Source organism: Chryseobacterium wanjuense (genome assembly GCF_900111495.1).
GTDB lineage: Bacteria > Bacteroidota > Bacteroidia > Flavobacteriales > Weeksellaceae > Chryseobacterium > Chryseobacterium wanjuense.
Genome location: NZ_FOIU01000001.1, coordinates 461,433 through 475,214 on the forward strand (window position 1 = coordinate 461,433; position 13,782 = coordinate 475,214).

Sequence of the window (13,782 nt, forward strand, 5' to 3'; positions counted from 1 at the left end):
CCGCGATTAGGCGGTCTTTTTTATGTCTAAATTTATTTTTATGGCTTCCCGTAATATTTGATAATTAGTATTTTATATATTTATGAAATAAAAACTATAACCAAATACTTATGTCAAATACAGTCAATGCCAAATTATATAAAGTACAAGATTTTATTGTTAAAGAAAAAGATGATAATGAAGCAGTTATTCAAGAAATAATCGATAGTTATTTAAAAAGGAAAGAAAATGAGTTTATTCCTATTAATTTATCAAATAGTGTAAATATTGAAGGCTGGAATGCAAAACTATATGTTTTTACGACTGGAATAAAAGTTCCAAGCTGGTATGATTTTTTAGCTTCTATAGTTGATGAAGAATCAGAATTAGATAATATTAAAGTACAAAATTCAACATTTGTATTATTCGTTTATGATCATGAGTCTATTTTTATTATATCAAGAGGCTATCACGGACATTCTTTATTGGATGAATATATTGAACCTTTTTTTGGAATGGATGTATTATCTAAATTAGTAAATAAAAATTCCACTGAGATTAGACAACTTGAGGAAAGAGGATTATTTGGAATTGAACTTGGCGCTCAAAGGTATTTTAGAGAAAATTATAGTTTAGCTTTTGAAGATGATTTTGGTAAGATTTACAAGGCAATGTTAGCATCAATTAATGAAGATGATTTTGGAAAATTAGGTATTATTAAAAAGAAAGAATCAACAACGAAACTTTCTATAAATGGAGGTTCATCTCTTGAAATTTCATCTAAATTCGATTATGAAGAATTAATAAATCGATTAAAAAAAATTAAAGAATTATTAAAATTAGAAGGTGTTGAATTTAATCAATTTTATAGATTACCATTGTCTAATCCAATTAATAAGGAATTAAATGACTGTTTACTCGATTATGCTTATGAATGTTTAATTAACAATGAAAATATAGATTTTTATAATCCAAATCTAATGCATTATGTAAGATCTACAGAGACAGAATTTTTTAATAAAAAAGATGGTAATTATTGTGAAAAAGAGTATTCGGCTTCAAGTAATTATATTGAAATAATGAAGCTTTTAAAGGATAATAATTTAATTGATGACACAAGTTTAGAAACATTTAAAGAATCTTTAGATAAAACTCAAGGTCATTTTAGAGAAAATGATAGTGGGGAATTTATTTTTCCTTCAAAACTTTCTTATTGGATTTCTGGAGAAGTAGAATATGGAGGAAACAAATATTTTAAACTTGATGGTTCTTGGTATGTCTATAGAGATAGTTTAGATCATAACTTGAATGAATATTTTAAGGATTTTGATTTTGAAAGTTATGCCCCAATTATACCTTTAGAATCCTGGGTTAAAAAAAGTGAAGGTTCCTATAATGAAAGCTTTAAAAATAAAGAAGGTTTTATTATTGGTGATCGAGCATATTTAAATTATATTGAAATTGCAGATTTAATAAGAGTTACTGATGATAAAATTTATTTATATCATGTTAAAAAAGGTCTAGGGCAAGATACGAGAGTTTTGATAAATCAAATAAATAATTCTGCTCGTTTTTTATCTTATTCTGAAGATGAAGAAAGTATTGAAGGTATTAAGTCATACTATAAAAGTGTTTCAGATAAACATTATAACGGAGGTAAAATTAAATTAAAAGAGAACAACCGATTAAAACAACTTTCAGAGAAAAACTTCATTGATTTATTTAAATCTAATAGAAAGATTTGCTTTGTTTTTGCTTATGGTTCTGATAATGTTTTATCTATAAAAGATGAAATTATTGCTAGTAATTCTCGTATAGCAAAATTATCTTTAATTTATATAATAAGAGATATGAAAAGAACTGATTATGAATTATTATTTGAACGAATATTATTAGAGGAATAAACAATTAAAACTCCTTCTTTCAAAACGAAAAGAAGGAGTTTTTAATTGTTTAAAATATTAATTATCTTACAATAAACTTCAAAGTCGAAGCATCCAATTTCAATAGATAGATTCCCTGTTCAAGGCTTTTAATTTTAATTGAATTTCTGGTGTTTTTAAAAGGCTGGTCAATAGCCTGTACCATTTTCCCCTGAAGATTGTAGATTTCAGCTTTTTTGATATTTTGCGTTTCCCCTTTTACAAAAATTTCATTGTTTGAAACCGGATTAGGAGAGATCTGTAGTGCATGAGTTTCATTAAATTCAGAAGCAATATTCTGAGCTTGTCTTGCACTTCCGGAATAGCAGGTCCAGCTTAGATTGTCGATCGCCACTCTGTTGTTCGTTGAAGTATTTTCAAGTTCCACGACTACATTTCCTGAAATATTGATATTATTAATGGTTGTCGTTGTAACATTCGTGTTGTAAGGGATCGTTCCGACAGTTGTTCCGTTTACTTTTACGTTGAAAGTTCCGTTCGAACCGGTAAATTTCAATTGAGTTGTTACCGTTAATGAACCGATTCCGTTGGCTGAGCTACCTGAAGTTAATGAACCGTCTCTTACCGTAATGGCTTTGGTAGTAATAGTTTGATCGGTTCTGGCGTCAGTGGCCGTCCATGAAATTCCGCTGTTCGTCCATGTTCTTGTTAAATAAGAAGATGTGCTTGCTGTTGGGATGGCTTCAAAATTTTCGTTCACACAATTGGTTCCTGTCGGAGGATTGGTTGTTCCGCCACCGCTTGTAGAACCCCAAATCTGACTCACATAATTCGGATTATCAATAAATGGATTTCTGTTTCCCTGATAGGTGTAAGAAGCATTATTTCTGTTAATTTCCGCCTGAGAAACCGGATCCTGATTGTGCCAAGCCAATAAAACATTCAGCTCCCAGGTCTGCAATCCCGGAAACGTTGAATTTCCCAACATATTTCCCGAAGAAAAAGTAGAAAGCTTGCTTTGATAACGGGTCACAAAATAAAAAATCATTCTTGCAACATCTCCCTTAAACTCATCAATCGGCTCAAAAACAGTCCCGGAATATCCTGATGAAACAGAATTTCCAAGTTTTGAACCGTTTTTAGAAGTAAAAGTAGCTGTTCCTACCTTCCCGAAAGGATAATTTGATCTCATTCCGTTTACTTTTCCGTCGGTTGCTCTGATGAATTGAATATCAGAAACCATTGGTGAAGCTTCATTAAATAAGCTTTGAGGAACGATATGCTCCCTGTTGTAGCAATTTCCTTCTACAGAATAGGTTCCGCACTGGTTGGTTACCGGAGTATATTTGTAAGGATCTGTTGTGGTCGGTTTTTCAGAGTAGATATCTAAAATAGAACCATCGTTTTCATAATTTTTATCGATGTCGGTGGTTTTGTAGCCAGTCCAGAGTCCGTTGTAGCCTTTGTCTTGATGACCGTTGGTGATGATTGTACTCAAAGCGGTTTTCAAAGCGGCGCCTGACAATCCGTTGGCAGCGTTGTAATAGCCTGCCGGAGCTTGTGCATTAGCCAAAAAACCAATAAATGCAAATAGAAGTAATGATTTTTTCATGTCAATTTAATTTTTTCAGTAAGATTACTACAATTTAATGAATAAAAAATTACGGAATTGTTAAATTTCAATACGTGTTGAATTATTAATTATGCATTGCTTACCATTAGATTGTGAGTATGGAAAAATGATTTTATAATGCTTTGGGAGCTTCGGCATGATACGGGCAAAAGACTGTGGATATTAAAAAATAATAATTGTATAACAGTTAGTATTAAGAGTATATGTTGAGGTTCTCGAAGCATCTGTATTAAAATAAATCAGTGTCATTTGTGAAAATGTTTGTGATACTCAAGTTTAGAATAAAGTTTTCAGCATAGCAATGTGTAAAACGGGTAGTATTAGGAATGTCTTGCTGAGGTTCTCGAAGCATCTGTATTAAAATAAATCAGTGTCATTTGTGAAAATGTTTGTGATACTCAAGTTTAGAATAAAGTTTTCAGCATAGCAATGTGTAAAACGGGTAGTATTAGGAATGTCATGCTGAGGTTCTCGAAGCATTTTTTATTAAAAATAAATTAGTGTCATTTGTGAAAATATTTGTGATACTCGTGTTTTAAAAAAAACAACCATAATAAAAAATATTTACATTAATCAATTTTAAATCAAAAATTAATTTATATTTAATTGATAAAAATCATAAAATTTTAAATTAAAAGTAATATCAAAAAGAATTACTTTCGCATTATTATCTTTATTTAGAATGATTAAAAATTTATCTCTTAAAAAATGTTTTCCTTTATTAGGAATCTTGGGTGGAATGTTAACTGCAAATGCTCAATGCAATGCAGTCACTAGTTTTTCTGAAAATTTTGATGCCTATAGCTGCTGTACTATGGGAGTGGTGCCTACTTGCTGGGACAGTGTTCTTTTGGGAGGAGCAAGCCAGATTATTTCGTCAACAGCTCCTGCTTCAGGAACGAGTCAGATTTATCAAAATGGTTATGGAGCAGGGAAAATCTCTATCGTTGTGATGCCTCCGGTTTCCAATATCAATGCGGGAACACACCGTTTGAGAGTAAAAATGAGGGCCAATTCTGCGGGGTATCTGGAGTTTGGTTATATTAAAGATGCTTTACCGGAAACTTTTGTTGTCCTTCAAGGCATTACGATCACCAATACATCTTACAGTGACAGTGCTGCAGAGCGAATTTTCACGGTTCCGACTACAGTTCCGGACGGAATGAGACTGGCGATCCGTAATCCCGGAACTTCTTTCGCGGGGCATTACTGGGATGATGCAGTCTGGGAGCCGATTCCGACATTGGGAACGGTCGAAACAACTATTTCTTCGGGAGTAAAAGTTTATCCGAATCCTTTTACTACTGTTTTACATATTTCTGATACTAAAGATGTTAAAACTGCGATCATCACCGATGCCGTAGGAAGAGTGGTGAAAACTGTTGAAAAACCTGCGACAACAGTAGAAGTGAACGATCTTCAGAAAGGAGTGTACTTTGTGACTCTTTATTTTAAAAACGGGACAGAAAAGTCTTTTAAAACAATCAAAAACTAATTTTTTTTAAATTTAAATTGAAAGGCTGTTAATTTTATTAGCAGTCTTTTTTATTTTGCTTGATTTTTGGCAGGTGTTTTGAGTTATTCTATGAAAATCACCATTATGAATAACAAAATAAAAGTAGCTCTGGCAATGATTGTAGGAGGAGCATTAGTCTATCTGGGTCGTAAAATAAAGAACAGGAAAAATGATTCCGAAGTCTTTGTAGGAGAAGACGGGAATACGTACAAAAAGGATGAAATGTATTTTACTTCCGACGGAAAAGTCTATAAGAACGGGAAAGAATTACATTTTAAAACCCCTGAAACCGATAATGTCACAGATTCGAAAAGCAATTTTAAAAACGAATCAATACCAAAAAATTATGATGCACAGCCTAAAAATGTTGAATATCATCATAAAGGGGTAAGGCACCATTAATACTGAAAAAAAAGTCAATGCAATAAAAAACTGCATTGACTTTTATATATACTTGATTGATTTAAATCTTATTTTCTCTGCGGAGGGTAATTTTTCATAATTTCCGCCATGATTTCCGGGATTTGTCTTTGCTTAGCTTTCGGTGAATCTACGGAAATTCCGCTTCCGATTCCCTGCCAAACCAATTTGTTGGTTTTTGCATCAACTAGGTCTACGATCAAAGCACCTTCGTTATAGTTGCTTGTCCATGTTCTGCTCATCCCGATTCCCCATCCGAAAGGCCCGCCCCAACCATACATTCCGTAGGGAGAGTTGTTGGTAATATCGGTAACTTTTTTGTGGTTGGCTTTTACATTCACGATCAGATCAGGGTTTTCTCCCGACTGAAGACCTTTGCTTTGAAGCTGTCTCGACAATTCATTCAGCACTCTGTCTTTATCAATATCATTCAGCTTCAGATCGTCAATCCTGATTTTGTAAGTTTTATATGTTGTAAAATTTGCTGTTTCAGCATAATCAGAACGTACCTGGAAAGGACTACAAGATGTTAAACCCAACGTAGCCGCAGCCAACAAAATAAAAATATATTTTTTCATTTTATTTATTTTTTTTATCGTTTTTAATAAATGTATCGGTCTTTTTATCGTATCCGTAAGGACAATGTCTACAGCCACTTTTACAGCAATATCCTCTTTTTAAGTGAAATTTTTCTGTAAAAACCTTATACCCCTGCTCGTTGTAGTAAAAGTCTTCACCTTCTTTGATGTCAAAAAGTGCCATAGGTTAAATCTCTAAGTCAAAAAAACTTTATATTTGTTATTATGATAATTGTATGCCAAAAGCCTTTAAAAAAATTAAAAATTAGCGGCATTGCTCTTTTCCCTTTTATCTTCATTAGGAAACCCGAAGATAAGAAAAATAAAATATTGATCAACCACGAAAAAATCCATTTACAACAACAACTGGAGCTGCTTGTCATTTTCTTTTATATTTTTTATGTGATCGAATATTATTACTGGTTTTTTAGATTAAAAGACGCCCATTCAGCATACAAACGAATCTCATTCGAAAGGGAAGCTTACACCAATGAATCGGATTTACATTATCTCCAAAAAAGAAAATTCTGGAGCTTCAGGAAATATCTTTAAGGGTTTTGGGTTTAATGTTTTAGATTTAAAGTTTAATGATTCTGTCAATTTTTTTACGTAAACAGCCTTGTCAAGGTTTTAAACCTTGACAAGGCTCATTCATTCAATGAATTTTTGACATCAATCAGGTAAATATCATTCAAACACAAAAAACATTAATTTTGTACCATATGATTTAAGCTAAAGAATGCTGCTACAACTCCCGACACAAAAAATTCCCATTCAGGAAATTTCCATTAATAAAAACATCAAACTTTTTATTAAAAGAGAAGATTTGATCCATCCTCATATTTCCGGAAATAAATATTGGAAGCTGTTTTTTAATATTAATAATTATTTAGAAAAAAATCCTGAAAAACCCTATATCATCACTTTCGGGGGAGCTTTTTCCAATCATATTTCGGCGGTTTCGGCGGTTGGAAATTTAGCAGGAATTCCAACATTGGGAATAATAAGAGGAGAGGAGCTGAAAGATAAATGGCGCGACAATCCAACATTACTTTTTGCCAAAAGAAACGGAATGAACTTGCAGTTTGTTACCCGGGAAGAATATCGTCACAAGGAAAAATTAACCGACTTTTTACAGAATGAATTTCCCGATGCCCTCATCATTCCGGAAGGCGGAACCAACGAAGAGGCTCTGGCAGGCGTGAAAATGATGCTGAACGACGATACAAAAGATTTTGATTATCTTTGCACCGCAGTCGGAACTGGAGGAACGATTGCAGGGATTTCAAAATATTGTGAAGATAATCAGAAGGTTATAGGATTTAAGGCGGTTGACGATGATTCACTTGAAAATAAAATCTTGGAATTAACTTTAAAGCAAAACTTTAATCTAATAAATTCATGCTTTGGAGGTTATGGTAAAGTAAAAGACGAAAATATTCGTTTTATCAATGATTTTAAAGAGAAATATGGGATTCCTTTGGAACCGATATATACGGGAAAGATGATGCAGAGAGTTTTTGAACTGATTGATGAAGATTACTTTCCTGAAGACAGCAAAATTTTGTGCTTTCATACTGGTGGACTGCAGGGAATTGAGGGGGCAAATTTGCTTTTAGAAAAACAGAATAGAAATTTAATTATATAAGTAAAATTGAAAAACATGAAAAGACTTTTCTTACTCGTAAGCCTTTTAGTTTTATCAAAATTCTCAGCTCAATCTTGGGCAACTGAAGATCAATACATCCAAAAATTTGCGAAGTACGCTGTAGAGGAGATGGAAAAATACAAAATTCCGGCCTCTATCACCCTTGCTCAGGGACTTTTGGAAACCGGCGGTGGACAAAGCCGATTGGCTCAGGAAGGCAAAAATCATTTCGGAATAAAGTGTAAAGAAGACTGGACGGGGAAAACCATGAAACATACCGACGACGCTCCCAATGAGTGTTTCCGTGTTTATGACGATCCGAAACAGTCGTATGAAGATCACTCCGTTTTCCTGGCAACAAGAAAATATTATACAGGCCTTTTCAATCTTGATATGAAAGATTACAGAGCCTGGGCTCATGGTCTGAAAAAAGCCGGCTATGCAACAAATCCACGTTATGCTTCTATTTTGATCGGTAAAATTGAAAAATATAAATTGTACGAATTCGACAATACAAGCTCAAAAGAAGTTTTGTATGCTGTGCTGAAAATGTATCCCGATCTTAAAGACGACAGAAGTTTCATGGCTCAGCTGGAACCTGAAAAATATACCAAAAAAATAAAAGATCCGGTTACCGTAGAAGTTCCTTATAAGCAAACGTCTTACGCTCAACAACAGAAAAGAGTGGAAAGAATTAAGACAAAAGCTGAGATTCTTAATTCTATTTTAATTAAAAGTCATCCGAATGACGGATTGAAATATATTATCATTCCTGAAGATACCAACTTAAAATTCATCGCCAATAAATTCAAAATAAGCGAAAGCAAGCTGATGAAGTGGAATGAGCTGGAAAATGATGTGCTAAAGAAAAATGATATTGTTTTCCTTGAATCTAAAAACTCTGACGGAAATACTCCGACTTACAAAGCAGAATCAGGCGAAGACATGCATGATATCGCACAAAAATTCGGAATCAAATTAAATAAACTATACGCAAAAAACAGAATGGATGAAGGCCAGAAACCTTCTGCCGGACAATTGATTTATTTAATTGATAAAAAACCTAGAAACTAATTTTTGTTGACGGTTGCTGGTTGCTCGTTGATTGTTAAACTAGCAACCAGCAACCGTCAACCAACAACTACATATGAAATACCAAAGAAGTTCAGCTTTATTCGATGAAGCTTACAAATACATTCCCGGAGGGGTAAATTCTCCGGTTCGTGCATTCAAATCTGTGGGTGGAGTGCCCGTTTTTATGAAATCTGCAAAAGGAGCTTACCTTACGGATGCTGATGACAACACGTATATCGATTATATCAACTCATGGGGTCCCGCCATTTTAGGTCACACTCATCCAGAAGTGTTGGAAGAATTAAAAATTCAGGCAGAGAAAGGTTTTTCATTCGGTGCACCAACAGAGCTTGAAACGGAAATTGCAAAATTCATCGTAGAAAATGTTCCGAATATCGACCAGATCAGAATGGTTTCCTCAGGTACGGAGGCTTGTATGAGCGCGATCAGACTGGCAAGAGGTTTTACGGGAAGAGATAAAATCGTAAAATTTGAAGGTTGTTATCATGGTCATTCAGATTCGTTTTTGATTAAAGCGGGGAGTGGTGCAGCGACTTTCGGAAATCCGAATTCTCCGGGTGTACCGGCAGGAACGGCAAAAGATACTTTACTAGCAAGATATAATGATTTTGAACAGGTTGAAGATTTATTCAGACACAATCAGGGCGAAATTGCCGCGGTAATTATCGAACCTGTTGCAGGAAATATGGGCTGTGTTCTTCCTGAAAATGAATTCCTTCAAAAATTAAGAAAAATCTGCGATGAAAACGGTGCTTTATTGATTTTTGACGAGGTAATGACAGGCTTCAGATTGGCCTTTGGCGGTGCTCAGGAACTTTTCAATGTGAAAGCTGATTTGGTGACTTACGGAAAAGTAATCGGAGGCGGACTTCCGGTGGGTGCTTTTGCAGGAAGAAACGAAATTATGGATCATCTCGCTCCAAAAGGTGGTGTTTACCAGGCCGGAACATTGAGCGGAAATCCTTTGGCCATGAGAGCCGGATTGAAAACGTTGCAAATTATTAAAAACGATCCTGAATTTTTCAACAGATTGGTGAAAACTACAGAAACGCTGGATTTTGAAATCGGAAAAATTTTAAATGAAAAAGGGATTGCCCATAAAATCAACAGAAAAGGATCGATGATGTCGGTGTTCTTCCATATTAATAGGGTTTCGAATTTTGATGAAGCTCAGGAAGCAAATCATTCATTATTCAATAATTTTTTCCATCAAATGCTGACAAACGGAATATATCTTCCGCCAAGTGGCTACGAAACATATTTCATCAGTGATGCGATTAAAGATAAAGAAATTGACATGACTTTAGAAGCAGTCAGAAAATTTGAATATTCTTAAAAGATAAAAATAAATTTTAAAGGATGAGGTTTTGCTTCGTCCTTTTTTGTTTTTATTTAAACACGAATTTCACGAATATTTTCACGAATAACACTAGTAATATTTGGTTTGTCCGTCATTCAGACCTCCAACCTGTGTCGAAATGACAATGAGACTGCTTATTTTTTCTTCCACAGATTTATACAGATATTTGTGTCATTCGTGAAAATATTCGTGAAATTCGTGTTTAAACTCAATCTCACAAAATTTGCTTATTTTAGAAAGTAAATTTAATCAAGTGAGTCATCAGAAAGATCATTTTCCGGTTTTGAGAATTCAGGAATTTGTGGAGAAGCAATCGAACGGTTGTGATCTGCTGTTCAATGAATTATATGGCGAAAGATCAATTATTGAGCCTCATAAACACGATTTTTTTATCATTAACCTCTTTGAAAAAGGCAAAGGAACTCACACGATAGATTTCAGGGAATATCCGGTTGAAAATCATCAGATTCATCTGCTATTTCCGGATCAGGTGCATCACTGGCAGATTGAGAAAGAAACGATCGGATATCAACTGATGATCAGCCGGGAATGGTATGAGAGCTTTTTACCGTCATTGAGATTTTCAGCTTCTTATTACCAATATCATCCTGTAATTTCACTTTCGGAGCCGGTTTATCAGTCACTGCGGTATGAATTTCAGATGATTCAGAATGAATTAGATTTGGAACCGATTTTTTGGGAACTGATTCAGAAACGTAGTGAGCTGATTGGTTTATTGGTAAGCAAAACCGCGGAAGGAGCTTTCAAAGATTTTGAAATGTACAATTCTAACCCCATTATTTCTAAATTTTTAAACTTAATTGATAGTCATTTTAAAACAGAACGCTCCGTATCTTTTTATGCCGAAAAACTGAATATTTCGGCTAATTATCTGAATATTGTCTGTAAGAAAAACCTTAACGTATCGGCTTCATCATTGATTCAGGACAGAATTTTACTGGAAGCAAAAAGATTATTGAAAGTTTCCGAAATGTCGGTAAAAGATATTGTTTATGATCTTGGTTTTTATGACCATGCCAGTTTTTCCAAATTTTTTAAAGCTCAGACGGGAATGACTCCTTCGCAATTCAAAGAATAAATGGAAAATATATTTTAAATAAAAATCCCCTCGAAAGCCTATTCCGAAGGGATTTTTTTATTGTTTTTAATTAATTTATTATAAACCAGACCAACCCGCTGCCCAAGCCGGAGTGGCAGTTCCGTTTCCGGCACCGAATGCATCCGGTTTTTCGGTGAAAGTGGTATCTACAATAGGAACATTCGCCCCTGCTGTTGATTTTAAAGACACTTTGGTTGTTGTATTGTCAAACAAAGCACCCACGATTTTTTTATGACCGTTAAAATACGTTACGGAAGGATCACTTTCAATAGTAATTCCTGTTGACCAATTGGAAATCACGATATTTTCTAAAATGGCATTGGTTCCCGAAATTAGGTTGATCCCGTTGGTATTTCCGGTAGTTCCTCCAATTACCGTGATGTTTTTAATGGTAGGATTTGATCTCGGAGAAGCGTCAAAATTGGTAGCATTATTCACCCCTCTGATGCCGGAATTTCCTGTTCCGTCGGCTCTTCTTTTAGTATAAATATTAGTAACTACCGCAGCCCAGCCGTCTGTAAAGCTGAAAGCATCGTCTGCATTACCGGCAGAAATGATATTGGAAACTATCACTGTTCCCCCGTAAAGTTCAATACCATCGTCTGAACCGTTGAGTAATGAAATATTGTCTGCTTTTGTGCCATTACCTACACCAAATAAAGAAAGTCCGTTGAATTTTTTGCCAGGCGCGAACTCTGCTCCTGCATATTCAATTCTTACATAATTCAAAGATCCTGAATTATCTGCAGGATCAGAACCACCGTAAGTAGAATTACCGATTTCGGAAATACCTGTAGCACCTGTATTAATGGGTGCTTTTCCGCAGATCACCACACCGCCCCAGCTTCCCGGTGTTGCCGCAGAAGAAGTGAATGAAACCGGAGATAATGCAGTTCCGTTGGCATATAACTGTCCGCCTTGTTCCACCAAAAGATAAGATGCCGCACCTGCTGTTGCCACGATTCTGGTTCCTGCAGGAATCACAAGTTTTCCTCCGTTTTTTATAATGACACTGCCGGTAAGTACATATACTTTGGTGGCATCCAGTGTTACGACTTGTCCGTTGGTAACTTCACCCTTAAAATTACTTGGGTCTAATGCAATGCCTACGGGAACGATGGTCGCAATTGTTTCATCGTCTTTACTGCAGGAATATATAGTGAAGGAAAAGCCTATTATAAGAGCCGCAATGATTAATTTTAAGTGATTCTTTTTCATACTATTTTTTTAGATTCTTTTGAATAGATACTTGCAGGGATCTATTTAAGAAGACCAAATTACCATTTTTCTGTTAATTTTCCCAATTTCACTTGAGTAGGGTTAAAATAATTTGAACGGCTAAAATAAAAAACATCAGAAAATATTCTCTGATGTTTTTTGATTATGAAATAATTTGAAGTTTATTTTGAAATTTTTAATTTTCGGGTTATATTATTTTCCGATTTGATGAAATAATTTCCAGCTCCGAAATCTTCAACAATTTTATTTTCAATTTTTTCATCTTTTTTTACTGAATATTCTTTCAATAAATTCCCTTTTTCATTAAAGACTTTGATACTTGTTAAGTTAGCAGATTTCCCTGGAATTGTGATGCTTGTGGGATATAAAGATGCTTGTTGTATTTTAATATTGTTATTTTCATTAAGTTCATCAGCGGTATTATTCTTATCAATATGAAATGCCAGATAGGCAGGTACATAATCCTGTGAAGGAGAAATCAAGGTTTCATAAAATTCTACAGTTTTTATGTTTGTATTGGCAATAGAGACAGCAGCGTCATAAGTTTTTAAAGCTGTACCACTTGGATATGTACCACTTTGTGATAACCCCTGAATAAGGGTAAGTGTTGAGTTTTGGTTGGTTAGAGAACCTGTATTGTAGACTGTTACTACAAATTTATATTTCGTCCCTTTGTTAAATGCTGTTCCGGGATAATTTGCCGTATCTTGTGAATCAAAGAAAAGGTGTGAGTAGTCATTTGTGTTAAATTTATCTCTATAAATCTGAATTCTTGCAATAGAAAAGTCTGGCTTTTGTGGTGCCGGGGGAGTGTATGTTAAAGTTTGTGTCATTTTCGGCATTTCCGGATTTTCCCAAGCTTCAATTACTAAGATGAATTTTGCAGGAGTTGTACTTTCATAATAGTTTAAAGAATACGTAGAGTATCTAAATCCTGGAGGAAAAGTGAACTGCTCAAAATTACTCTCATCGATTTTAGAGTTATAAGAAATTAAGTTTTCTTGAGCGACCGAATTCTTATAAACATACATATCTACTTTAAAAAAGGTTCCTGAAATGTCATAACTATAATCCATTCTGTGGTTTGCCGTACTGAGAGCATCAACTTTAAAATTGCCTGCAGTTAGAGTCTGAGCCTTCACAGTAAATGAGAAAAAAAGTACTAAATAAAAGAATAAATTTTTCATATAATTTTTTTAATAATTAATTCTAAGTGTTGTGATTTTTTGTAATGTAAAGAAAGAGAAAAATCAAAAAATTGATGTTAAAAGAAAAATAACTAATTATTAAATTAAATTTTTGAAATAACAC

Annotated in this window: 13 protein-coding genes; 8 read left to right on the forward strand and 5 right to left on the reverse strand. The window is 34.3% G+C overall.

The window, feature by feature from the left end:
- Positions 1–110: 110 nt before the first annotated feature.
- Positions 111–1,883, forward strand: coding sequence for a DUF6119 family protein (locus tag BMX24_RS02105; protein WP_089790430.1), 1,773 nt, complete (start codon positions 111–113; stop codon positions 1,881–1,883).
- Positions 1,884–1,944: 61 nt separating this feature from the next.
- Here BMX24_RS02105 and BMX24_RS02110 read toward each other — a convergent pair whose 3' ends face one another.
- Positions 1,945–3,474, reverse strand: coding sequence for an endonuclease (locus BMX24_RS02110; RefSeq protein ID WP_089790431.1), 1,530 nt, complete (start codon positions 3,472–3,474; stop codon positions 1,945–1,947).
- A gap of 703 nt (positions 3,475–4,177) precedes the next feature.
- On the opposite strand from BMX24_RS02110, the gene BMX24_RS02115 reads away from it, so the two are divergent.
- Positions 4,178–4,990 (forward strand): T9SS type A sorting domain-containing protein, encoded by an 813-nt coding sequence (locus BMX24_RS02115; RefSeq protein ID WP_089790432.1) that lies wholly within the window; start codon positions 4,178–4,180, stop codon positions 4,988–4,990.
- Between the two features lie 105 nt (positions 4,991–5,095).
- The gene (locus tag BMX24_RS02120; protein ID WP_139176688.1) at positions 5,096–5,413 is read left to right on the forward strand and encodes a hypothetical protein; all 318 of its coding nucleotides are present in this window, start codon (positions 5,096–5,098) and stop codon (positions 5,411–5,413) included.
- A 68-nt stretch (positions 5,414–5,481) separates the two neighbouring features.
- Here BMX24_RS02120 and BMX24_RS02125 read toward each other — a convergent pair whose 3' ends face one another.
- On the reverse strand, positions 5,482–6,009 hold the full coding sequence (locus BMX24_RS02125) for a DUF4136 domain-containing protein (RefSeq protein ID WP_089790434.1): 528 nt from the start codon (positions 6,007–6,009) through the stop codon (positions 5,482–5,484).
- Position 6,010: 1 nt separating this feature from the next.
- Positions 6,011–6,193 carry a DUF5522 domain-containing protein gene (locus BMX24_RS02130; RefSeq protein WP_066441318.1) on the reverse strand — a complete coding sequence of 61 codons (183 nt, stop codon included), beginning with the start codon at positions 6,191–6,193 and terminating at the stop codon, positions 6,011–6,013.
- A gap of 41 nt (positions 6,194–6,234) precedes the next feature.
- On the opposite strand from BMX24_RS02130, the gene BMX24_RS21300 reads away from it, so the two are divergent.
- The 5 genes from BMX24_RS21300 to BMX24_RS02155 all read left to right on the forward strand — a co-directional run bounded on the left by BMX24_RS21300 (position 6,235) and on the right by BMX24_RS02155 (position 11,211).
- The gene (locus BMX24_RS21300; RefSeq protein WP_089790435.1) at positions 6,235–6,561 is read left to right on the forward strand and encodes a hypothetical protein; all 327 of its coding nucleotides are present in this window, start codon (positions 6,235–6,237) and stop codon (positions 6,559–6,561) included.
- A gap of 187 nt (positions 6,562–6,748) precedes the next feature.
- Positions 6,749–7,657, forward strand: a complete 909-nt coding sequence (locus BMX24_RS02140) for a 1-aminocyclopropane-1-carboxylate deaminase/D-cysteine desulfhydrase (RefSeq protein WP_089790436.1) — start codon at positions 6,749–6,751, stop codon at positions 7,655–7,657.
- A gap of 15 nt (positions 7,658–7,672) precedes the next feature.
- Positions 7,673–8,731: a glucosaminidase domain-containing protein gene (locus tag BMX24_RS02145; RefSeq protein WP_089790437.1), complete on the forward strand. Its 1,059-nt coding sequence runs from the start codon at positions 7,673–7,675 to the stop codon at positions 8,729–8,731.
- 73 nt (positions 8,732–8,804) lie between these two features.
- Positions 8,805–10,088 carry a glutamate-1-semialdehyde 2,1-aminomutase gene (hemL, locus tag BMX24_RS02150; RefSeq protein ID WP_089790438.1) on the forward strand — a complete coding sequence of 428 codons (1,284 nt, stop codon included), beginning with the start codon at positions 8,805–8,807 and terminating at the stop codon, positions 10,086–10,088.
- A gap of 277 nt (positions 10,089–10,365) precedes the next feature.
- On the forward strand, positions 10,366–11,211 hold the full coding sequence (locus BMX24_RS02155) for a helix-turn-helix domain-containing protein (RefSeq protein ID WP_089792690.1): 846 nt from the start codon (positions 10,366–10,368) through the stop codon (positions 11,209–11,211).
- Positions 11,212–11,289: 78 nt separating this feature from the next.
- On the opposite strand, the gene BMX24_RS02160 is transcribed toward BMX24_RS02155, so the two are convergent.
- Positions 11,290–12,450, reverse strand: coding sequence for a hypothetical protein (locus tag BMX24_RS02160; RefSeq protein ID WP_089790439.1), 1,161 nt, complete (start codon positions 12,448–12,450; stop codon positions 11,290–11,292).
- 182 nt (positions 12,451–12,632) lie between these two features.
- Positions 12,633–13,658 carry a CARDB domain-containing protein gene (locus tag BMX24_RS02165; RefSeq protein WP_089790440.1) on the reverse strand — a complete coding sequence of 342 codons (1,026 nt, stop codon included), beginning with the start codon at positions 13,656–13,658 and terminating at the stop codon, positions 12,633–12,635.
- Between the last annotated feature and the right edge of the window lie 124 nt (positions 13,659–13,782).